At 61.5% G+C, this 22445-nt stretch carries 20 protein-coding genes; 7 read left to right on the top strand and 13 right to left on the bottom strand.

Features of this window, described 5'->3' with window-relative positions; all coding sequences use genetic code 11:
* Positions 1-58 precede the first annotated feature (58 nt).
* On the top strand, positions 59-880 hold the full coding sequence (locus ACLGL5_RS23125; protein WP_064982892.1) for an SDR family oxidoreductase: 822 nt from the start codon (positions 59-61) through the stop codon (positions 878-880).
* A gap of 93 nt (positions 881-973) precedes the next feature.
* Positions 974-1948: an alpha/beta hydrolase gene (locus ACLGL5_RS23120; RefSeq protein ID WP_038646683.1), complete on the top strand. Its 975-nt coding sequence runs from the start codon at positions 974-976 to the stop codon at positions 1946-1948.
* Positions 1949-2055: 107 nt separating this feature from the next.
* On the opposite strand, the gene ACLGL5_RS23115 is transcribed toward ACLGL5_RS23120, so the two are convergent.
* The 3 genes from ACLGL5_RS23115 to ACLGL5_RS23105 form a co-directional block, all read right to left on the bottom strand.
* A complete protein-coding gene (locus tag ACLGL5_RS23115; protein ID WP_069092119.1) occupies positions 2056-3477 on the bottom strand; it encodes a DEAD/DEAH box helicase in 1422 nt (473 codons plus the stop codon).
* A gap of 343 nt (positions 3478-3820) precedes the next feature.
* Positions 3821-4102 (bottom strand): type II toxin-antitoxin system RelE/ParE family toxin, encoded by a 282-nt coding sequence (locus ACLGL5_RS23110; RefSeq protein ID WP_083246752.1) that lies wholly within the window; start codon positions 4100-4102, stop codon positions 3821-3823.
* Positions 4103-4351, bottom strand: a complete 249-nt coding sequence (locus tag ACLGL5_RS23105) for a hypothetical protein (protein WP_019857993.1) — start codon at positions 4349-4351, stop codon at positions 4103-4105. It abuts the gene before it with no gap.
* A gap of 63 nt (positions 4352-4414) precedes the next feature.
* Here ACLGL5_RS23105 and ACLGL5_RS23100 point away from each other — a divergent pair, with 63 nt between their 5' ends.
* Positions 4415-5947 carry an acyl-CoA carboxylase subunit beta gene (locus ACLGL5_RS23100; protein ID WP_069093408.1) on the top strand — a complete coding sequence of 511 codons (1533 nt, stop codon included), beginning with the start codon at positions 4415-4417 and terminating at the stop codon, positions 5945-5947.
* A 40-nt stretch (positions 5948-5987) separates the two neighbouring features.
* Here ACLGL5_RS23100 and ACLGL5_RS23095 read toward each other — a convergent pair whose 3' ends face one another.
* Both ACLGL5_RS23095 and ACLGL5_RS23090 read right to left on the bottom strand, forming a co-directional pair.
* The gene (locus ACLGL5_RS23095) at positions 5988-7988 is read right to left on the bottom strand and encodes a hypothetical protein (protein ID WP_069092118.1); all 2001 of its coding nucleotides are present in this window, start codon (positions 7986-7988) and stop codon (positions 5988-5990) included.
* Positions 7985-9523: an NAD(P)H-hydrate dehydratase gene (locus tag ACLGL5_RS23090; RefSeq protein ID WP_069092117.1), complete on the bottom strand. Its 1539-nt coding sequence runs from the start codon at positions 9521-9523 to the stop codon at positions 7985-7987. The genes ACLGL5_RS23095 and ACLGL5_RS23090 overlap by 4 nt, the downstream gene beginning before the upstream one ends.
* 356 nt (positions 9524-9879) lie before the next feature.
* Here ACLGL5_RS23090 and ACLGL5_RS23085 point away from each other — a divergent pair, with 356 nt between their 5' ends.
* From ACLGL5_RS23085 to ACLGL5_RS23075, 3 genes are all read left to right on the top strand, one after another.
* Positions 9880-10218 carry a P-II family nitrogen regulator gene (locus tag ACLGL5_RS23085; RefSeq protein ID WP_006205430.1) on the top strand — a complete coding sequence of 113 codons (339 nt, stop codon included), beginning with the start codon at positions 9880-9882 and terminating at the stop codon, positions 10216-10218.
* Between the two features lie 62 nt (positions 10219-10280).
* Entirely contained in the window at positions 10281-11690 is a 1410-nt protein-coding gene (glnA, locus tag ACLGL5_RS23080) for a type I glutamate--ammonia ligase (protein ID WP_010909302.1), read from the top strand.
* A 694-nt stretch (positions 11691-12384) separates the two neighbouring features.
* Positions 12385-12549 carry a P1 family peptidase gene (locus ACLGL5_RS23075; RefSeq protein ID WP_317452340.1) on the top strand — a complete coding sequence of 55 codons (165 nt, stop codon included), beginning with the start codon at positions 12385-12387 and terminating at the stop codon, positions 12547-12549.
* A 112-nt stretch (positions 12550-12661) separates the two neighbouring features.
* On the opposite strand, the gene ACLGL5_RS23070 is transcribed toward ACLGL5_RS23075, so the two are convergent.
* Positions 12662-13702: a glutamine synthetase beta-grasp domain-containing protein gene (locus tag ACLGL5_RS23070; protein WP_010909300.1), complete on the bottom strand. Its 1041-nt coding sequence runs from the start codon at positions 13700-13702 to the stop codon at positions 12662-12664.
* A 316-nt stretch (positions 13703-14018) separates the two neighbouring features.
* Here ACLGL5_RS23070 and ACLGL5_RS23065 point away from each other — a divergent pair, with 316 nt between their 5' ends.
* Positions 14019-14210, top strand: a complete 192-nt coding sequence (locus tag ACLGL5_RS23065; RefSeq protein WP_069092116.1) for a DUF2735 domain-containing protein — start codon at positions 14019-14021, stop codon at positions 14208-14210.
* Positions 14211-14291: 81 nt separating this feature from the next.
* On the opposite strand, the gene ACLGL5_RS23060 is transcribed toward ACLGL5_RS23065, so the two are convergent.
* The 7 genes from ACLGL5_RS23060 to ACLGL5_RS23030 all read right to left on the bottom strand — a co-directional run bounded on the left by ACLGL5_RS23060 (position 14292) and on the right by ACLGL5_RS23030 (position 22361).
* Positions 14292-16181: an MFS transporter gene (locus ACLGL5_RS23060; protein ID WP_069092115.1), complete on the bottom strand. Its 1890-nt coding sequence runs from the start codon at positions 16179-16181 to the stop codon at positions 14292-14294.
* 183 nt (positions 16182-16364) lie between these two features.
* Positions 16365-17156, bottom strand: a complete 792-nt coding sequence (locus ACLGL5_RS23055; protein ID WP_069092114.1) for an ATP12 family chaperone protein — start codon at positions 17154-17156, stop codon at positions 16365-16367.
* Between the two features lie 12 nt (positions 17157-17168).
* Positions 17169-18038, bottom strand: a complete 870-nt coding sequence (locus ACLGL5_RS23050) for a DMT family transporter (RefSeq protein WP_069093407.1) — start codon at positions 18036-18038, stop codon at positions 17169-17171.
* 47 nt (positions 18039-18085) lie between these two features.
* Positions 18086-19066: an RluA family pseudouridine synthase gene (locus ACLGL5_RS23045; RefSeq protein WP_019857981.1), complete on the bottom strand. Its 981-nt coding sequence runs from the start codon at positions 19064-19066 to the stop codon at positions 18086-18088.
* Between the two features lie 61 nt (positions 19067-19127).
* On the bottom strand, positions 19128-19502 hold the full coding sequence (gene crcB / locus ACLGL5_RS23040) for a fluoride efflux transporter CrcB (protein WP_069093406.1): 375 nt from the start codon (positions 19500-19502) through the stop codon (positions 19128-19130).
* A 47-nt stretch (positions 19503-19549) separates the two neighbouring features.
* Entirely contained in the window at positions 19550-21202 is a 1653-nt protein-coding gene (locus tag ACLGL5_RS23035; RefSeq protein WP_069092113.1) for a hypothetical protein, read from the bottom strand.
* A gap of 328 nt (positions 21203-21530) precedes the next feature.
* Positions 21531-22361, bottom strand: a complete 831-nt coding sequence (locus ACLGL5_RS23030) for an aspartyl/asparaginyl beta-hydroxylase domain-containing protein (protein ID WP_027046811.1) — start codon at positions 22359-22361, stop codon at positions 21531-21533.
* Between the last annotated feature and the right edge of the window lie 84 nt (positions 22362-22445).

Genomic DNA, 22445 nt, shown 5'->3' with positions numbered 1-22445 from the left:
TTTTCATTCGATTTCCTGACCGCTAGAGCAAGGCACCAACAACTCGGCAGGGCGCAACATGACACTCTATCGGGCCGATCCGGAACACGGCGTCGCCTGGGTCACGGGCGGCAGCAGCGGCATCGGCCGCTCGCTGGCCAGGGATCTGGCGTCACGGGGCTATACGGTGGCCGTAACGGCACTGGACGATGATCCGATCGACACGCTCATCGTCGAGACCGCGCAGATGCCGGGCAGCGTCACCGCCTTTCCCTGTGACGTCACGGATGAGCCGCGCATGGCAAGAACGGTGGCCGCGATCGAGAGCGAACTCGGCCCCATCGTGCTCGCCGTCTTCAATGCCGGAAACTACATTTCGACGCCTGGAGAGGCTCTGGTCGTCAAGGACTTTCGCCGGTCCTTCGAGGTCAACTATTTCGGCATCATCAACGGCCTGGTGCCCGTCGTGGAGTATATGCGCGTGCGGTCGCGCGGCCACGTCGTGCTGGTCGGATCGGTCACCGCCTATTTCGGCTGGCCAACCACGGCCGCCTATGGTGGCACCAAGGCGGCGATCAACATCCTGGCCGAGTCACTGAAGTATGATTTCGACAAGATGAACATCCGCGTCCAGGTGATAAACCCCGGTTTTGTCGACACGCCGCTGACCGAAAAGAATATGCTGCCAATGCCAGGCCTGATGCCGGTCACCCGGGCAACACGCCGCATGGTGAAGGCTATCAAATCCGGCGGCTTCGAAACCACGTTTCCTTACCGCACGAGCTGGCCGCTGAAATTTCTCGCCATGTTGCCCAGGCCGATAAGCCGATGGGTGATCATCTTGATGACCAGTTGGAAGGCAAGGCCGCTGCATTACGAGCGCAAGCCACCCAACGAATAGGATGCCCACAGGATTGGTGGTGTGGCTGCCTGAACGGCCGTTGCCTGTTCATGGCCACCACCATAGGCTTGTTGTTGTTGCGTGGAGTCTGCGATGGGGCGACGGATCGTGCTTGCTGTGCTGGCCCTGGTCGCCGTCCTTGCATTGGCCTTCGTCCTCGGTCCGCGCGTTCCCGTCGACACCACGATCCGCTTCGATCCTTCCGTCGTCGGTGACGATCCGCAGGCCTATGTGGCAAAGGTGGAGGCCGCCGTGCCCGGTATCCGCGACGGGCTGGAGAAGGAGATCGTCTGGGCCAATCCCATGGTGCATGCCAAGACGCCGCTGTCGATCGTCTACATCCACGGTTTCTCGGCTTCGAAGGGCGAGGTCCGCCCCCTGCCCGACGACGTGGCCGACCTGCTCGACGCCAATCTCTTCTACACCCGCCTGACCGGTCACGGGCAGGACGGCGCGGCGATGACGCAAGGCAGCGTCAATGCCTGGATCAACGACTATGAGGAAGCGCTCGCCATCGGCCGGGCCATCGGCGACAAGGTGATCGTCATCTCGACCTCGACCGGCGGCTCGCTGGCGGCATGGGCGGCTACGCAGCCCGGGGCATCGAATGGGGTGGCTGCCATTGCATTCATCTCGCCCAATTTCGGTGTGAAGGCATCCGGCGCCGAGATCCTGACCATGCCCTGGGGCAAACAGATCGCCGAACTCGTGATCGGCAAGGAGCGCAGTTTTGTGGCGCGCAACGCGCTGCACGAGAAGTTCTGGACCATCAAATATCCGGTTGCCGCGACGCTGCCGATGCAAGCGTTGACGGAACTCGCCTACAGGGCGCCGGTGGAGAAGGCTGATATCCCGGCTTTGTTCATCTTCTCGGATTCGGACAAAGTGGTGCGGCCAGACCGCACCCGCGAAATCGCAGGGCGCTGGGGCGCACCGCACGAGCTGGTGCCGGTCGACGACACCGGCGACCCGGACAACCATGTCATTGCCGGCGACGTGCTGTCGCCATCGACCACGGCATTTCTCGCGCAACGGATTGCCGTCTGGGTCGAGGCGGTGGCGAAGTAGGTGCGCAGACGGAAAGGGCGGCCGAAGCATCGCTTCGGCCGCCCTTTCTCTAATCGGTCAGGCAACCAGCCAAGCGCTAAGACTTGGCCGACCGCGACGAGGCTTGGTTAAGCGGCCCGCGCTGCCGGACGCTTGCCGCCGAAACGGCGCTTGTTGTTGCCCTTGAAGGGCTTGGCGCCTTCCGGCTTGCGCTCACCGGCAAAGGCCGGCTTGTCGCCGAACCGCTTCTTGCCAAAGCCGTTGCCCTTGTTCTCGCCGCCCGGCCGCCGGCCGTCACGACGGCCATTGCGGTCGTTGCGATCATTGGCGGGCTCGAAGCGCTCGTTCTTTTCAGCCGGATTGCGCTGCGGATCGGGGCTGCCGAGATGGTCGGCGACGATCGGCAGTTTGGTGCGGATGATGCGCTCGACCTGGCGCAGCTTGCTGTTCTCAGAAGGATCGCAAAGCGTGATCGCGATGCCGTCCATGCCGTTGCGGCCGGTGCGGCCGATGCGGTGGACGTAGCTTTCCGCCTCATCCGGCAGGTCGAAATTCACGACATGGCTGATGCCGGGGACGTCGATGCCGCGCGCCGCGATGTCGGTCGCGACCAGAATGCGGACCGATCCATCGCGGAAATCGTTCAGCGCCTTCTGACGGGCATTCTGCGACTTGTTGCCATGGATGACGGCCGCCTTGAAGCCATCGCGCTCGAGGTCCTTGGTCACCCGGTCGGCGCCATGCTTGGTGCGCGAAAAGATGATGACGGACTTCATCGCCTCGTCCGCGAGCATCGTCGACAGAACCTGGCGCTTCTGCTTGGTGCGGGCGAAGACGACGCCCTGGACGATCTCGGCCGCCGCGGTGCTTTGCGGCGAGACTTCGATACGGACCGGGTTCTTCAGAAGACCCTTGGCCAGTTCGGCGATCTCGTCCGGCATGGTGGCCGAGAACAGCGCCGTCTGGCGGTCAGGCGCGGTCGCCCTGGCGATGCGCTTGACGTCGTTGATGAAGCCCATGTCGAGCATGCGGTCGCCCTCGTCCAGCACCAGCCATTTGGTGTCGGAGAGGATGAGGTCGCCCTCGCGCACCAGGTCGGTCAATCGGCCGGGCGTGGCAATGAGGATGTCGACGCCGGGAGCAACCTTCTTCACCTGGCTGAAGCGCGAGACGCCGCCCAGCACGAGTGCCGTCGAGACATGCGCGCCCTTGGCGAGGATCTTGATGGTGTCCTCGATCTGCACGGCGAGCTCGCGGGTCGGCGCCAGGATGAGCGCGCGGGTCGTCTTGGCGCGCCGCTTGGTGCCGAGCGCGATGATCTTCGACAGGATAGGCAGCGCAAAGGCCGCGGTCTTGCCGGAGCCCGTCTGCGCGATGCCGAAAATGTCACGGCCTTCCAGCTGCGGCGGGATTGCCTGCATCTGGATCGGCTTCGGTTCGGTGAATCCGGCATTGTGGGTGGCCTTGAGCAGCGCACCCGTGATTCCCAGCGCTGCGAAACCGGAGAGTTCCGCGGTATCGTTGCTGGGCAATGTGTTTTCGTTGGTCAAAATAATCTTCTTTCACGCGGCTTCTTTGCCGCAAACATCAATGGCGGCAGGGCGCAACCTGCCGTCGAAAAATTTGATATGAAACGACAAGGCGGGCGGACGTGTGCGTCCACTCGGCTGCGCTGTCGTGCCCGCAGGCATCATGCCACGGGGCTTTTTCGCCGCCTTGCCGATTTGCCGGAAAGAGGGAAAACAGACGCAACCAGTCTCATTTGTCGAGAAGGCCGGAATCTCCCGGCCCAAGCGCCTATGGGCTGCATATGGCTGAGTTCGTCCCGGAATGCAAGGGGCGTAATGTTGCAGCGCAGCAAAAGCCGGCTAGAGAGCAGTCCGAAATGTCCGCTCAGACCTCATCCGGCCACTTCCTGGCGCCATGTTGCACAAACAGAATTTCTATCTGAGTGTCCGTGACCCGATAGGCGACGATGTAGGGTGTGCCGGGAATCACCAGTTCACGCGTGCCCTTGATCTCCCCAACTCGTCCGATGAACGGGTTGGCGGATAACAGCCGGGGGGTCTTTGAATGGATCTCACTGACGATCCGGGCAGCGGCCCGCGGGTTATGTTGGCCAATGTAGTCGCCGATTGACGCTAGCTCGATCAGATAGTGTCGGGTCCAGACAATTCACACAGAGGCTGATGCCTGACTGTACTTGTTGAGAACGGTCGCGATCTCTTCCTCATTGGCGAAGTCGCCACGGTCGGCGCCCTCTATTCCCGCCTGAACGCCTGCGACCCATTTTTCTTGCCACGCCAGCGAACGTCCATGGGACAGCGCATCCTCAATGATCTGATCACGTGTCAGTGTCGACCGGGACGTGAGCATATCAATCCGGCGGTTCAAATCCTCGGATATTTCTACGTTGTTCTTCATAGGCTTATTCTGCCATATCTGGCGAATGCCTGCCAAGAAGTATCGCGCATGGGGGACCGAGCGATGAAGGACGTGCTGAAGGAACTCGAGCGCCGGCGCGAGATCGCCCGCATGGGTGGCGGCAAGGCGCGCATCGACGCCCAGCACAAAAAGGGCAAGCTCACCGCGCGCGAACGCATCGAGGTGTTCCTCGACGAAGGCTCGTTCGAAGAGTTCGACATGTATGTCGAACACCGTTCGACCGATTTCGGCATGGAGAAGACCAAGATCGCCGGCGATGGCGTCGTCACCGGCTGGGGCACGGTCAACGGTCGTCCGGTCTACCTCTTCGCCAAGGATTTCACCGTATTCGGCGGCTCGCTGTCGGAAGCGCATGCCGAGAAGGTCATCAAGGTGCAGGAGATGGCGCTGCGCAACCGCGCGCCGATCATCGGGCTTTACGATGCCGGCGGCGCGCGCATCCAGGAGGGCGTTGCGGCGCTCGGCGGCTATGCCGAAATCTTCCAGCGCAACGTGCTGGCCTCCGGCGTCATTCCGCAGATTTCCGTGATCATGGGTCCATGCGCCGGCGGCGACGTCTATTCGCCCGCAATGACCGACTTCATCTTCATGGTGCGCGACACCTCCTACATGTTCGTCACCGGCCCGGATGTGGTGAAGACCGTCACCAATGAGACGGTGACGGCCGAGAGCCTCGGCGGCGCCTCGGTGCACACGACCAAATCCTCCATCGCCGACGGCGCCTACGACAACGACGTCGAGGCGCTGCTGCAGATGCGCCGGCTGGTCGATCTCCTGCCTGCCTCGAACACATCGGAGATTCCCGAGATCGAATGCTACCAGTCGGTCACCGACCACGATTTGTCGCTCGATCGGCTGATTCCCGACAACGCCAACAAGCCCTATGACATCAAGGAACTGATCCTCAAGGTCGCCGACGAGGGTGACTTCTTCGAAATCCAGCAGAGTTTCGCCAGGAACATCGTGACCGGCTTCGGGCGCGTCGAGGGCCGCACCGTCGGCTTCGTCGCCAACCAGCCGATGGTGCTGGCCGGCGTGCTCGATTCCGACGCCAGCCGCAAGGCGGCGCGCTTCGTCCGTTTCTGCGACTGTTTTTCCATCCCGATCGTCACCTTCGTCGATGTTCCAGGCTTCCTGCCCGGCACCGCGCAGGAATATGGCGGGCTGATCAAGCACGGCGCCAAGCTGCTCTTCGCCTATGCCGAGGCGACCGTGCCGAAAATCACCGTCATCACCCGCAAAGCCTATGGCGGCGCCTATGACGTGATGGCGTCAAAGCATCTGCGCGGCGACATGAACTATGCCTGGCCGACGGCGCAGATCGCGGTGATGGGCGCGAGAGGCGCGGTCGAGATCATCTACCGCAAGGACATTGGCGACGCGGAAAAGATCGCAGCCCATACAAAGACTTACGAGGATCGCTTCCTGTCGCCCTTCGTCGCTGCCGAGCGCGGCTATGTCGACGAAGTGATCATGCCGCACTCGACCCGCCGCCGCATCGCCCGGGCGCTGCGGATGCTGCGCAACAAGGACATGCAGAATCCCTGGAAGAAGCACGACAACATTCCGCTGTGAGGCGACCGATAGGCGTCTGCAGGCGGTAGCCGTCGAACACTCATTCCTCCTCGGCCGCGCCGAACCCCGCGTCCCTTGGCTCGCTGGTGGCGCTCGCCCAGGGTGTCGCGTGGTTGTCGATGCGCATCTGGAAGATGAAATAGGTCGGCGAGCAGAAGCCGATGCCTTTCACTTTAGGAGCGCCCGGCGTGTCCGGCGGTAGCGACTGGCACATATAGTCCTCGCGGCAGAAATGATCGGCCGAGCAGGCCGGCCGGTTGCCGTGATTGACTGCGCCGCCGAGGCACTGGTCGAAATTGTTGGTCGCCACGCAAGTATCGAATTTCTTGCCGCCGACCAGCCCGCAGATTTCGTTCGGCATCGGCTTGCCCTTCTTGAAGGCGGCGAAGCTGCGATCCTTGTCGTCGCAAGCGCGGTAGGCGATGCCGGCCGGCACACCGATCTTGGGCGGCCGGCAGGTATAGGCGGTCCGCGAAATCCCCGGCGCGAAGGCGGCGAACTGGCCGGTAATTTTGTAGCGATCGTTGAAAGGCTGCGACGGGTTGCTGGCGATCGACCCGTTCAGGCAGGGATGGCCGGAGAACATCCTTTCGCTGTCCTTGGGCAACAGACACTGCGCCAGAGTGGTGCGCACGCCAGACGCGGCCACCAGCGGCGTGCAGACCGTACCGCCACCGCATTGCCAGGTCGCTCCGAAACGCTTGGCATCGTCCGGCATCAGGCACGGCATCGCCATTTCTGCCGGCGCGTAGTCGATTTCGCCGGCATCGCTCCATGTGGCTGGCGGCGCGAAGGACAGCGGCCGGTACCGGTTCGGCTCCTTGCCTTCTTGCGTTGCGCGCAGCCAGGCCTGGCGCCGGGGGACCTCGGCATGCAGATGCGGCGAGATACCGACCTCGATGCGATTGAGCGGCGATGTCGTGCTGTCGTCGAGGCCGATGAAGTGGAAGCCGGCCGTGGAACCCGCCTGGTGGCAGCCCTGGCAGGCGCCATTGTCCAGCCGGTCGACCAGTGCCTCCGGTGTGCGCACCAGCTTCAGCGCAACATAGTCCAGGCCGGCGAAATCCGTGGGCTTGAACAGCGGCGTGAACGGATGGTTGGCCTGTCTTGCGCTGCCGAAGGTCGACCATGAGATGACCTTCTTCGCCAGGAATTCGCTGGGGAGTTCGTAGACGCCGAGATCGACCGCCCCGACATTGGCGCTGACATAATCGGCGAGCTTTTTCTTGAGCGCTGCGTCTTGCGAGAGCCGTGGGGTGTCCGGCGTGTTCTCCAGCGGCTTCTCACTGACGGCGGCGCCATCGATGCCGAATATCCGCATGAGATAGGCTGCCTGCCCGCCGAATTCGGTCTCCTGGCCGGAGGGAAAGCGCACGACCTGCGCATTGAGTTCAAGCTGCTTGAAGGTCAGCCCGGCCCGCTCCAGCGGCCCGCCGGTCAGCCAGCCGGCATCGACGCTCTCATCGAGTTGCGGCGTCCAGCGCCCGGCAACGCCGACGCAGCCGCCGTCGGCATCGGGTGCCGCACGGTAGACGGCGTTGAAGTTGAACGGCAGCCGCGAGGCCAGGACCTTGCCGTCCTTCTTGAAACTGTAGGCCAGGCGATAGATGAAGCGCACCTCGCCGCAGCTCTTGTCACCTTCCAGGGCAGCGAAATCACGCCGGTCGAGCCGGTTGACGACGCCGACCAGCCGGAAGCGCGCCGCCTCCGTCTTCAGCCAGCGCATATCCATGATGCGGCCGACATTGGCGTCGGTCACCTCGTAGAGCGTGCGCCCGCCGGCCTTCATCTCGGCGCGCAGCGTGGCAATGTCTGATGCCGCCGTATCGACGATCGCATGATAGGCCGGCGCCCTGTCATAGAGTGTCTTCAGATCATCCTCGCCATCGTCGCCGAAAATGCCGGCGAAGCCAAAACCCCCGGCATCGAGGGCGGCGAGAACCGCCGGATCGTCGACGATGGTCACCGGCTGCTCGGCGCGCACGCCATGCGATGCGAACAGCGCGATGACGGCCGCGACGGCGAGCGCGAAACGCTTCATTCGACGGGCACCTTGCGACGTGCTTCGACCAGTTCGCGCAGTACCGGCACCAGCGCCAACGGCAGATCCTCGGCAATCAGCCCCGCACCGAACTGGCTGCCGGCCTCGGCATGGATCCACACCGCCGCGCACGCCGCTTCGAACGCCGGCATGGCTTGCGCCAGCAGACCGGCTGATATGCCGGACAGCACGTCGCCAGACCCGGCAGTGGCAAGCCACGCCGCGCCATTGGAATTGATCGCCGCCCTGCCATCGGGCGCAGCGATCACCGTGTCGGCGCCCTTGTAGACGATAACGGCATTGGCACGTGCGGCCGCCGCGCGCGCCTTGTCGAGCTTGGACGAGGCATTGTCATCGGCGATATCAGGAAACAGCCTGGCGAACTCCCCTTCGTGCGGGGTCATCACCAGGGCCGGTGCATTCGGCCGGCGCGCCGCTTCGAACAAGATTTCCGGCGCCTCGCGAAACGCGGTGATCGCGTCAGCGTCGAACACAAGGCCATCGACCTGTGTGGCGGCATCCTGAGCTTGTCCGGAGGCGAGGAGCGCCAGCCCAAAGCTTCGCGTTTTGTCACCAACGCCGAAGCCCGGGCCAAGGATGAAGGCCGAAGGCCGGCGTTCGCCGACAAATTCCCGGATGTCCGCGACATCATCGGTCTTGCGCAGCATGATCGAGGTCAGATGGCCGGCATTGACCTGCATGGCGTTGCCCGGCGACAGCACGGTCACCGCCCCTGCCCCGCTTCGAGCCGCGGCAAGCGCCGACAGCCGCGCCGCCCCGGTAGCGCTCGGCCCGCCGGAAAAGACGCCGACATGGCCGCGCTTGTACTTGTGTGCATCGACAGCCGGCACCGGGAAATCGCGCAGCCAATGCACTTGCCTGTTCTCGAACGTCCGGGGCTGGAGCCGTGCGATGATGTCGTCGCCGATGCCGATATCGGCGAGCACGATCTCGCCGCATCGCTCACGGCCAGGCAGCAGCAGGTGGCCTGGCTTCTTGCGCGCGAAGGTCACGGTGACGGCGGCGGTAAATGCCACGCCCAAAACTCCGCCGCTGTCGCCGGAAACGCCCGAGGGCAGATCGACCGCGACAACCGGCAAACGCCTATCGGTGGCGACAGCCACCGCCCTGGCGGCATCGCCGGACAGCGGTTTAGACAGCCCTGCGCCGTAAAGCGCATCGACCACGATCGAGCCAGGCTCGGCTTCGAACCCGGACAGTGGCCGGGACGCGATCGGGCACTGTGCCGCGGCAAGTGCTGCGTCGCTTCGCGGCCTCGGCGCACCGGACGCCCAGATCGTGGTGGCAACGCCGCTGTCAGCCAGGATACGGGCGACGACATAGCCGTCGCCACCATTGTTGCCGGGACCACACAGCACGTGGACATGGGTCGCTGAGGGGTAACGCCTGAGAACTTCGCCCGCGACCGCTTCGCCGGCGCGGCACATCAGGCCGATGCCGTCCACCGGGCCGGCGGCAATCGTCAGCCGGTCCGCCTCGCCCATTTCGGCGGAAGTAAGAAGTTCATCGCTCATGGATTGCCGATCCGCATTCGATCAAGCATTGTCCAGTTTTGGAGCCGAAGCAAACAAAGAGGAGCGCATCAGCAACTGCGGCCATGCCACCAAGGCGGGCATCAAGGCAAAAACCGCACACCAGATGAGCATTCCGCCTAATTATTAGGCGGACGCAACCATGGGGACTGTGTAGGCTTCAGCAGGCCATGCCGCATCCGATGCAGTGAATGACGCGAATTTGCATCTCGGTGCGGCATGGGTTGGAAATCGTATGAAACCGCTTCGAATCCAGCTATCTGGCACAGTTCGTGCTTGATGGAGGCGCAAGCGGGGGTTCACAACCCGTTTTTTTGGCAGTGGAGGCCACTTTTTACATGAAAAAGATCGAAGCGATCATCAAGCCATTCAAGCTGGACGAAGTGAAGGAAGCGCTTCAGGAGGCCGGACTGCAAGGCATCACCGTAACCGAGGCCAAGGGCTTCGGACGTCAGAAAGGCCATACCGAACTCTATCGTGGCGCCGAATATGTCGTCGATTTCCTGCCGAAGGTGAAGATCGAGGTCGTGCTCGGCGACGACGCGGTCGAAGGCGCCATCGAAGCCATCCGCAAGGCGGCCCAGACCGGCCGTATCGGCGACGGCAAGATCTTCGTCTCCAATATCGAGGAAGTCGTGCGCATCCGCACCGGTGAGACCGGAATGGACGCGGTCTGACGCGACCAGCCTTCTAAGAAACGTCATCCATCAAAAAACGTCATCAAACAGGGATACATGACATGACGACAGCCAAAGACATCATGAAGCAGATCAAGGACAACGACGTGAAATTCGTCGACCTGCGCTTCACCGACCCGAAGGGCAAGCTGCAGCACGTGACGATGGATGTCGTGGAGGTCGAGGAAGACATGTTTGCCGATGGCGTCATGTTCGACGGCTCCTCGATCGCCGGCTGGAAGGCCATCAACGAGTCCGACATGGTGCTGATGCCCGATCCGGATACGGTCCACATGGACCCGTTCTTCGCCCAGTCGACCATGGTCATCCTGTGCGACATCCTCGACCCGGTCTCGGGCGAATCCTACAACCGCGACCCGCGCGGCACGGCCAAGAAGGCCGAGGCCTACATGAAGTCGGAAGGCATCGGCGACCAGATCTTCGTCGGCCCGGAAGCCGAGTTCTTCGTGTTCGATGACGTCAAGTACAAGGCCGATCCCTACAACACCGGCTTCAAGCTCGACTCCACCGAACTGCCGTCCAACGACGACACCGACTACGAGACCGGCAATCTCGGCCACCGCCCGCGCATCAAGGGCGGCTATTTCCCGGTGCCGCCGATCGACAGCGCGCAGGACATGCGCTCCGAGATGCTGACCGTGCTCGCCGAAATGGGCGTGCGCGTCGAAAAGCATCACCACGAGGTCGCGGCTGCGCAGCACGAACTCGGCATCAAGTTCGACACGCTGGTCCGCAACGCCGACAAGATGCTGATCTACAAGTATGTCGTGCACCAAGTCGCCAACGCCTATGGCAAGACGGCCACCTTCATGCCGAAGCCCATCTTCGGCGACAATGGCTCGGGCATGCACGTCCACCAGTCGATCTGGAAAGGCGGCAAGCCGACCTTCGCCGGCAATGAATATGCCGGCCTGTCGGAAAGCTGCCTGTTCTACATTGGCGGCATCATAAAGCACGCCAAGGCGATCAACGCGTTCACCAACCCGCTGACCAACTCCTACAAACGTCTGGTGCCCGGCTATGAAGCGCCGGTGCTGCTCGCCTACTCCGCGCGCAACCGTTCGGCCTCCTGCCGCATCCCGTTCGGCTCGTCGCCGAAGGCCAAGCGCGTCGAGGTCCGCTTCCCCGATCCGGGCGCGAACCCCTACCTCGCCTTCGCCGCCATGCTGATGGCCGGCCTCGACGGCATCAAGAACAAGATCCATCCGGGCCAGCCGATGGACAAGGACCTCTACGACCTGCCGCCGAAGGAGCTGAAGAAGATCCCGACCGTCTGCGGTTCGCTGCGTGAAGCCCTCCAGAGCCTCGACAAGGACCGCGGCTTCCTGAAGGCCGGCGGCGTCTTCGACGACGATCAGATCGACAGCTACATCGAACTCAAGATGGCCGAGGTGATGCGCTTCGAAATGACCCCGCATCCGGTCGAATACGACATGTACTATTCGGTGTAAGAACCCGTACCGATAGCGTTGAAAAGGCCCTTGAAGGATTTCCGCCTTCAAGGGCTTTTTGTTGTCGTCAATGCGCATCGATGAGCGCGAGTGGTCAGCCACGCAAGCGCGAACACTCTCGCTCGGTTCCAAAGCATCGTTTGATGGCGCGGCTTGCCAGCTTCGTGACCGCCGGCGGAAATCGCAAATGAAGGCTGGTGGGTGGCAGTTTCGAGCGCGCAATCGAACGCCAGGAGCGAGCGGCGCACTGCCTCAGGCTGCAATGCCCGCTCGTCCGGCGCCCCCGCCAATGCCGTCGTTCAAGAAACCCCGCCCCGTTCGAACAGCATCGCTTTGGCGTAACCCATGGCCACGAATACGCATGCCGCAGCGTGATCTGTCAACGTCGCCCGACGAATGCATAAATCGCCGATTTCGATGTATGAACAGAGGCTTATACTGGGGATCGTTGGAGTGCGGATGAGCCGGAACACGCCGTTTTCCGGGCTTTTTCGACGAAGTCGAGAGCGTACGACACCAGTGGCGGCAAGCAGCATCAGCCAAAAGCCTCTCCATCCGGCGTATTTGCCCTGGCCTTTTCAACCTGACTTTTTTTGGGGGTATTCGCTTCGCCGGCCAGCACTGCAAAAAAGAATCCCGGCGAAGGCCGGGATTCTCGCAAGGACAGGGCGTCGGAGGGCGACGCCTATCCTGCATGGACGATTTCTACGCAGCCGTCGTACAGGCGACCGAGGAGGCGGTGCTCAACGCGCTCGTCGCCAACGATGACATGATCGGCCGCGACGGCAACCGGAGCCCTGCTCTGCCCCATGCCAAGGTGCTGGCGGCGCTGAAGGCACGTGGGGCTGTCGCCGGCTGAGAACGGCAGACGCGCCTCGCAAACACGAAAAAGCCCTGGCGTTTCCGCCAGGGCTTTTTGTTGTCGAGTTCTGGTCGCGGCGAAGACCTTGCGATCCGCGCCGCGAAAACAATCAGGCGGCGGCCGAGACCTTAGCGTCGGTCGCAACCTGCGAGATCGTCTTCAGCACCTGCGAGGCGATCTGGTAGGGGTCGCCCTGGGAGTTCGGACGACGGTCCTCCAGATAGCCCTTGTAGTCATTCTTGACGAATGAGTGCGGCACGCGGATCGAGGCGCCACGGTCGGCGACGCCATAGCTGAACTTGTTCCACGGCGCGGTCTCGTGCTTGCCGGTCAGGCGCTTGTCGTTGTCCGGACCGTAGACGGCGATGTGGTCCATCAGGTTCTTGTCGAACTGCGCCATCAGGGCTTCGAAATAGGCCTTGCCGCCGACTTCGCGCATGAACTTGGTCGAGAAGTTGCAGTGCATGCCGGAGCCGTTCCAGTCGGTGTCGCCGAGCGGCTTGCAGTGGAACTCGATGTCGATGCCGTAAGTCTCGGTCAGACGCAGGAGCAGGTAGCGCGCCATCCAGATCTGGTCGGCGGCCTTCTTGGAGCCCTTGCCGAAAATCTGGAATTCCCACTGGCCCTTGGCCACTTCGGCGTTGATGCCTTCGTGGTTGATGCCGGCAGCAAGGCACTGGTCGAGATGCTCTTCGACGATCTTGCGCGCGACGTCGCCGACGTTCTTGTAGCCGACGCCGGTGTAGTACGGACCCTGCGGCGCGGGATAACCGCTCTCCGGGAAGCCGAGCGGGCGACCGTCCTTGTAGAAGAAATATTCCTGCTCGAAGCCGAACCAGGCGTCCTCGTCGTCGAGGATGGTCGCGCGGCTGTTCGATTCATGCGGGGTGACGCCATCGGGCATCATGACCTCGCACATGACGAGAATGCCATTGGTGCGGGCCGGATCCGGGTAAAGCGCCACAGGCTTCAACACGCAATCGGAGCTGCGGCCTTCGGCCTGCATGGTCGAGGAACCGTCGAAGCCCCACAGCGGCAGCTGTTCGAGCGTCGGGAATTCCGCGAATTCCTTGATCTGCGTCTTGCCGCGAAGGTTGGGGACCGGGGTGTAACCATCGAGCCAAATGTACTCGAGCTTGTATTTCGTCATTCTAGCCTCTCGTTGCTTGTTCACCGAACACCAAACGGCCTCGACACGCGTCTGCCGTCGGCAGCCGGCGCTGCCGATCCCTAAAATGCAATTCATGTGCCACTCCGACTTCGGCGGGTGCGGCAAAATGGCAGGGATATCGCGTCGAATTTGCTGAGCCGCCTCAGCAATGGGTCCAAATCAATCAAACGCGAATTATGCATAACTATTAGGCAATAGCTGATCTTTTCGTAGGCATATTGCCTAAAGGAATCGCAGGACTTATCTTGTAGGAAAGCTGAATCGACAAGCTCCTGAAAAAGAAAGGAGATCGCCCATGGAAGTCGTCCCCTCCCGTCCGTCGGCAAAAATTCTGATGTTCCCTCTGGCAGCGCGCAAATCTGCCTCAAATTTAGGCGCAAAGGCGAAATTCGCGGCAGAGGTCGCCTCGTTGCGCTACACGTACGCCGATTTTGAGGGCTGGTATCACGAGGCGGCCATCGAGGAAGATAATCAGCCAAAGAGCTGATCCGCTTCTTCGGGTCTCAGACATGGAAAAGCCCGGCGTGAGCGATCACGCCGGGCTTTCTGTTGGCCGATGACGGCTAGGCTATTCCTTGCCGTGTAGGTCGGTGCCAAGCGTATCCTTGACGAAGATCATGCCGATGATCAGCGTCATCGCCGCGATCACCACCGGATACCACAGACCATAGTAGATATCGCCCTTGTAGGCGCTGAGCGCGAAGACTGTTGCCGGCAACAGACCGCCGAACCAGCCATTGCCGATATGATAGGGCAGCGACATGCCGGTGTAACGAATGCGGGTCGGGAACATCTCGACCAGGATCGCCGCGATCGGCCCGTAGACCATGGTCACGAACAGGACCAGGATGAACAGGATGCCGATCGTCATCGGCCAGTTCACGGCGGCCGGATCGGCGAACATGGCGAAGGCACCGCCGCCCGGTATGTTGTAGACGGTGACCTCTGGCGCGCCGGCGGCCTCCTCCGACGTCAACAACTTGTCCTTGACCGCCTGATCGATCGGCACCGCGGTCTTTTCGCCGCCGCGAATGGCAGCCGCGTCGAGCTTGAGTTCAGGATTGGCCGCGACGAAGGCGTCGAGCTTCTGGTCCGCTACCTTGATCGCCGCACGCTTCAGCGGATACCCGCCGTCCTGCAGCGACATGTTGACCGCCTTGACGAAGGCCGCGTCCTTGGCCTTGGCCTGATCGCCAGCGGCGACCGCGTCGTAGGACGACACCGTCTCGTTGCCGATCTTGACGGTAGCAGCCGTACCGGCTGCCGCCGTCGATACCACGTCATAGGGAACCGAGTTCTTGGTCAGGAACGAAGTCGCGATGTCGCATGACGTCGTGAACTTGGCGGTGCCGACCGGGTTGAACTGGAACTTGCAGTCGCCGGGTGCTGCCGTGACCGTTGCCTTTGTATTCAGCTGCGCCTTGGCGAGTGCCGGATTGGCGGCCCAGGTCAATGCCTTGAACAACGGGAAGGTGCAGACGATGGCGAGCGCAAGGCCAGCCATGATGATCGGCTTGCGGCCGATCTTGTCGGAGAGCCAGCCGAACACGACGAAGAAGATCGAGCCGAGTGCCAACGCGATCGCGATCATGATGTTGACCGACTGCGCATCGACTTTCAGTACGTTCTGCAGGAAGAACAGCGCGTAGAACTGGCCATTGTACCAGACGACGGCCTGTCCAGCAGTGAGGCCAAGCAGCGCCAGCAGTGCGATCTTGGCGTTCTTCCACTGACCGAAGGCTTCCGAAAGCGGTGCCTTCGAGCCCTTACCTTCGTCCTTCATCTTCTGGAAGGTCGGAGACTCCGAGAGAGACAGTCGAATCCAGATCGAGACGGCGAGCAGCACGAAGGAGACGATAAACGGAATACGCCAGCCCCAAGCGGCGTAGGTTTCCTTGCTCAAGGAGCCCTGAACAATCAGAATGACGATCAGCGACAGGAACAGGCCAAGTGTCGCCGTCGTCTGGATCCACGACGTGTAGAAGCCGCGACGGTCGTCAGGCGCGTGCTCAGCGACATAGGTCGCCGCACCGCCATATTCGCCGCCGAGGGCCAAACCCTGCAACATGCGTAGCACGATCAGGATCACCGGAGCCGCGATACCCAAGGTCGCATAACCGGGCAGCAAGCCGACCAGGAAGGTCGACAGACCCATGATCGTCATGGTGACGAGAAAGGTATATTTGCGGCCGACGAGGTCACCGATACGGCCAAATACCAGGGCGCCGAACGGGCGGACGAGAAAACCGGCGGCAAAAGCCAGCAGCGCGAAGATGTTGCGCGTCGCCTCCGGAATGGTCGGACTGAAAAAGGTCGAGCCAATGAAGGCCGCCAATGAACCGTAGAGATAGAAATCGTACCATTCGAAAACGGTGCCGAGTGAGGAAGCGAAGATGACCTTCTTCTCTTCCCGAGTCATGCCGCGGCTCGTTCTGCCGGCGGTCGATGCCATTGCCATAGAGTTGTCCTCCCGTGAGACGCTGTCCTCGATGCCGGGCGCCAGTGTCAGCGTTCTCCTCCGAACGCGGACTCGGAAATGCCGGGCCATCACGGGAAAAATGACAGAAAGCGCCCGCCGGCGGCAGAGCGACGATGGGATTATGACTTTGGTATTAGGTGCGGTGCGGCAATCGCCGCAGGGTCAACCCTTGAGCGCCTCGAGAAGGCTGACGGCAGCCATCATATCGCGTTTGCGGGCGGCACGGCGCGCGACCGCTTCGGCGTCCTGCCCCCAATGCTCGATCTGCCAGTCCTCGTCGACATGGCCGGCGGCCCAGGCAGTCTCGGCATCGAGCTCGCCGAAATCGACCGCCAGCGCCAGCAGCGCCGAACCCGTCAGCGAGGTCATGAGGTGGATGGCGGCCAACCGCAGCGGCTCGGCGCGCTGATTGAGATGACTGCCCAGAACGGCGATCGTCTCGCGTGGCTGCTCGACATGGATGATGCCCTCGGCAAGGTTGAAGCGAGCCCCCAATGTCGTGCGCGCCCAATCGATGACCGGATCCCACTGCTCGTTCTGCCGCTCGACCAGCCCTTGGGGAGCGTCGGCGCGGTAACAGAGCAGATCCGATGAGGCAAACCGCAGTATGTCTTCCAGCACCGCCTGCGGATCGTTGGCAACGCCGTCGATGGTGGTGTTGACCAGGCGCATCACCGGCATCGTCACCGGATTGATCGTCTCGCCCTGTTCCGCGAACTCGCCTGCAACCAGCACTGCCGCCGCCTCGGTCGGCAGCGCCAGCAGCGCCTTGCCCGGCGTGCGCACCGGCTTGCCGTCGAGATGCACGGCAAAACCTCCCTCTATCGGCACAACCGAAGCGGTTTTGTAGAAGCGCTTGGGCAGCGGCGTCTTCATCTGAATCTGGGCGCGGCGAACCGGATCCGGATCGGAAAGATACTTGCCCGCTTCGAGGTCGTTGAGGATGTCACGCATGAAAAGTCTCTCTCACACCGGTGTCGGCTTGCGCGCCGGCCGGTTAACGATGATCAGGCCCGCCGCAATCAAGCCAAGTGCCAGAAAAATGCGAATGGTCAGCGGCTCGTTCAAGATGATCGCGCCGCACAGGACACCGAAAACCGGCGACAGGAAGGTAAAGCTGGACAGGCCGGAGGCCGGATAGCGGCGCAGCAGCCAGAACCACAGGACATAGGTGAAGGCGACGATATAGATCGCCTGGAAAAGCAGCGCCAAAGTTGGCAACAAGGACGGATCGCGCACCGGCGGGCCGGCGAGAGGCAGCACCAATATGCCGACGATCGCCGCGCCGGCGAGTTGGTAGAGCAGCAGCTTCTCGGCGCTCGCCACGACCAGTTTCGACCGCTTGATGAGGATATTGGTCAAAGCCCAGAAGAACCCGGAGCCAAGACTGAGCAGATCGCCGAACAGCATGCCGCCGCCGCCAAGCTTGTCGGAAAAGACGGCGGTGAGGCCGGCAAAAGCCAGCAGCAGGCCGAGGAACTTGCGCATGGTGATCTGTTCGCCAAGCAGGAAGTGACCGCCAATCAGCATCCAGAACGGCATTGAGTTGACCAGCAGCGTGTTGCGGGCAACAGTCGTATGCTCCAGGCCGACATAGAGGCAAAGGAACTCGATGCCGAAAAGCACGCCCACGGCAATGCCGGCGAGCAATGTGCCATCGCGCCTGAACAGAGCGATGCCGCGCCAGCGGCACCAGAGGAAGACGCAGAAGCCGCCGATGATCGAGCGTGCGATCGACAGGAAGACGGGATCGTAGCCGGCATAGGAGATTTTGGCGGCGACATAGTTCAGGCCCCAGGAAAAGGTCAGGCCGACCATGATGGCGGCGGCGGCCATGTCGACTGTGTCGCGCCGATCGAGCGCGTCGGTGGCGCCGCTCAAGATCAATCCTCCGCGCTGGCGTCGTCGAAGCCGATCAGGTTCCAGCTCTGGCGCATATGCGGCGGCATCGGCGCGGTGACGTCGATGACGCCCTTGTCGGGATGCGGAATGATGATGCGGCGCGCATGCAGATGCAGGCGATTCTGGATGCCGCCGGGGAAATCCCAGTTGGTGTCAGCCTCGAAATATTTCGGGTCGCCGATGATCGGGCAGCCGATATAGGCGGCATGGACGCGAAGCTGGTGGGTGCGGCCCGTATAAGGTTCCATCTCCAGCCAGGTCATGGTCTGCGCCGCCTGCTCGATGATACGGTAGTAGGACACGGCATGGTCGGCGCCTTTTTCACCATGCGCGGCGACCCGGACACGGTCGCCATCCTCGGTAGGCTCCTTGATCAGCCAGGTCGAGATCTTGTCCTCGCGCTTCGGCGGCACGCCCTTGACCAGCGCCCAGTAGGTCTTCTTCGTTTCGCGGGCACGGAATGCCTCCGACAGCTTCATGGCGGCCAGTCTCGTACGGGCGACAACCAGCACGCCCGACGTGTCGCGGTCGAGCCGGTGGACCAGCCGCGGCTTCTCACCCTTCTGGTTGCGCCAGGCTTCCAGCATGTCGTCGACATTGCGGGTGACGCCCGAGCCGCCCTGCACCGCAAGGCCCGCCGGCTTGTTGAAGACGAAAACCTTCGGATCCTCATGGATCAGCATTTTCGCCAGGACGTCGGCATCGCCCTGGTTGCGGATCGAATGGCCAGTCAGCGCGCTCTCGCCCTTCTTGTCGACCTCGAGTGGCGGGATACGCACCACCTGGCCGGGCTCGACACGGCTGTCGGCCTTGACGCGGCCGCCGTCGACGCGGATCTGGCCGGAGCGCAGCAGCTTCTGCAAATGGCCGAAACCAAGGCCCGGGAAATGCGTCTTGAACCAGCGATCGAGCCGCATGCCCGCCTCGCCGGCCTCCACCGTGATCTGTTCAACGCCTGCCATTTTTTCTTCGCTTATCCGTTTCCAAAGCAGGGCTCGGCCTGCGCTTGGCGCGGCAATAGCATTAAGGCAGGCTTCTTGCGAGCCAAAGACCCAAAAACAGGGCGATGATCGCGCCAATGACACTGGCCAGCGCATATCCAAATGCCGGCAGCGTGGCTCCGCGCTCCCACAGCGTCGCGAAATCGAGCGAAAAGGCGGAAAAAGTCGTGAAGCCGCCAAAGATGCCGGTGGCGACGAACAGCCTGACTTCGTTCGACCCGCCGCGGCGCGCCAGGGCGGCGATGAACAGGCCCATGGCAAAGGAGCCGACGATGTTGATGACCATCGTGCCCCAGGGGTAGTTGGGGCCGACAAGACGCAGCGCGCCCGTGTTGGTGAGATGGCGGATGCCGGCGCCGATGCCGCCGCCGACGACCACGAGAAGCAGATTGAACATCATCGTCTACTGCCCGTGTCGAGGCGGTGGCGTCAATCCCTTCGCAATCACCATTCAGGCACCGTCCAGTCCGGATACTTCTTCTTGAATTCGACGTAGAGGGCATCGACCTCGGCCTTTCTGACCGGGCGTACCTGTTCGTAGAGATAGCCGGCGACACCGCCTGACAATCGGTACTGCGCAATGCGCCTGTACGCGGCACCGATACCCTTGCCTTCAAGAATATACTGGTTCGGGAGCGTGACACAGATCTGCGCGCCCGGTTGCAGATGAGTAACCGGTCGGTCGGTCACGACAACATATCTGGATTTCAATGCGTCCGGTCGGAACCGATCACGACTGTCCACCTGGCAAATCCATCCGACATGGGCTACAAGATCCCGTTTCATGCCGAACAACAGGGCGTCGCTCATCACAGGACCCGACGCAAATACCGAAAAGCGGTCCTTCGGTTCCATCCTGTCGACGAGGTCATCGATCAGGCGGCTGTATTCGGGGAGATTGTCAAGGTGAAGGGGAAGCGTGGCTTCCCTGGCGAAGACGAAGCCAACCGGGGACAACAAGTGACGGCCGGCTGGAAAAAACGTGCCCAAAAAAGCAAATCCGGCAACAGCGGCCATGGCGACGGTCGGCCATCGTGATTTCAGTCCCGGCACGGAGACGATCGAAACGATTGCTTGGGCATAGGCGGGAAAGAGCCAAAGAAACATCGGCAAGGAATGATGACGTTCCGGGTCCTGCGTCCGGATGAAAGCCAAGAAGGTAAGCACCGAGGCCATGGCACAGAAGACGGCAAATCTGTTGCGGCGCACAACCGAGATGTAGAGGCCCACCACAATCAACGCCCAGTTCAGATAGCTGAGCCGGGATCCGACGTCACCGAGCTGGGTGACAAAGGTCGTCTTGTATCCGCTGTAAAGGTCGGCGTAGCTGGTTTGCAGAATCTTGGCAATTAGCGGCAGCTGGAAGTTCAACGCCGTCGCGGCAATAAGGAAGATCGCGCACGCGCCGCCCAGAGCCGCGTTGCGGAAGGCCGGCAAATCCCGCTCCCTTGCGATCTGCAGCAAACCCAGGAATGCCGCGGAAACGGTGATCCCTATGTCCGCATAGGCGTACCAGCGGCGCAGCATGAACGCCAACCACAGGCAGGCGCCGACGGCTATTCCGCTCACAACCGGTTCGCGGGTCAGGAATTTGGATTTCCAGAAAAAATAGGTTGCCGCGGTCAGGGCGAGACAGCCGGCAATGTCAGGCATTCCCCGAAGCGTCGGCGCCCAGAACGGCGTGTACAGGAAGGCCGCGATCCAGACGGCGATCCAGCTACGGGACGGTATCTCGGAGACCGCCTCCTGATAGCTTATTCTGCCTATCAAAAGAACCGCTGGAACCAGGTAGACCGCGACTATTCCGGTAACGAAGGAAAGCCTTGAACCGCCAAAAACAAGGTGAAACGGCATCAGCGGCACCAGGATCGCCACGCCGTAATCTTCCGTGGCGATGGAGGTGCCCAATTGGCTCAGCCATTCGAAAGGGCTTTCGACCAGAAGTGCGCCCTGCTGGTTGAACATGTTGAAATAGGCCGCGAAGTCCCAATAATAGACGGACTCTTCGAGACTTATGTACGCGGCGCTCACAGCAGCGCCAAGTAACACGGCGCAGATGTAAGCCCCCCAGAATCCGAAGATTTTTTTCCCGATCACTTGAAGCCGCCAAGAATGGAAGAGACGGGGTCCGCCTAAGTCTAATTTAAGCTATTTCTAATACACTCGAATGCCGTTTCCGCGATCGAGATTTGCCAATTCGTATCACGAATTATTGATGACTTGATAAAGATGTATACTTGAACGCATGGACGTCGCAAGCGTCGACGACACACAGAAATACCGCCGAAGGGACCGCTTCTTCCAAGCAGCCGTTCGATATATTATTAATATGTGATATACAGAAGCCGTGCGCGAGAAGTCGGCAAAAGATAATGCATCGCACCCTGACGCTGCCAGCAGAGCCGGCAGCGTCGACGTTTTCAGGTCAGGTGGTTTCGATCTTCTTCGGCTTGGTCGAGCCGATCATCTTCCAGTTCTTGTAGAACATCGAATTGATGCGCTCGACGCTGACCGAGACAACCGCGAGCATGCCGGCAATGAGTCTCGGGAACGGGGACGGCCTGATGATGTCCATGAACACGCAGTAGCGGCGGCCGTCATATTCGTTGACCGAACGGTGCAGCAGCGTGTCGTCGAAGATGAACTGCGGATTGTCGTACCAGTAGTTCTTGACGTTGCCGCATTCGACGAAGATTTCCGCCTTCACCGGGATCAGATTGTAGAGGATGCGAAGGCTGAGGCGCAGCGGGCCGAAGTGCCAGGAGGTCGATTCGCGCTTGCTGAAGACCGAAACGGCGATGGTCTTGATGTATTTGAAATCCTTGTTGAACTCGGCGACGTTGTCGATCCGGTGTTTGCCGTACCACTGGTAGACATACATGCCACGCCGGCCGGCGCCGAAATTGGCATCGATATCGGCGATGATCTCATCCTTGCGCGCCTTGAAGATGTCCAGGACCTCATTGACCTCGCGCTGATAATCCTCCGGAAACTGCTCCAGCTTCCACACACCGGGATTGCGGTAGCAGAGCAGATCGACCAGCAGGTTGAACGGCGACAAGAGCCAGGTGAACAGGCCGTTGCCTAGGAAGTAGCCTGAGAACAGCGCCAGATCCTTCCTGTCGTTGCGCAGCACGTCGATCAGGCCGCAGACGATGAAGATCGTCGTCAGAATGGGGATGAAGTAGAAGCCAAGGGCGAGAAGCGGGATGGCGATGGCGAATTTGCGAAGGGATTTGCGAAGGGTTTTTGTCATTTTTCCACGCGCGGAGCGCGATCCTGTTGCGAATGAGTGTGCCAAATCTCGGCAACGACCACCGCCCGGCCGTGCGCCTTGATA

It is taken from the genome of Mesorhizobium sp. U510 (genome assembly GCF_059180695.1).
This window is presented reverse-complemented; position numbering and strand designations above follow the sequence as displayed.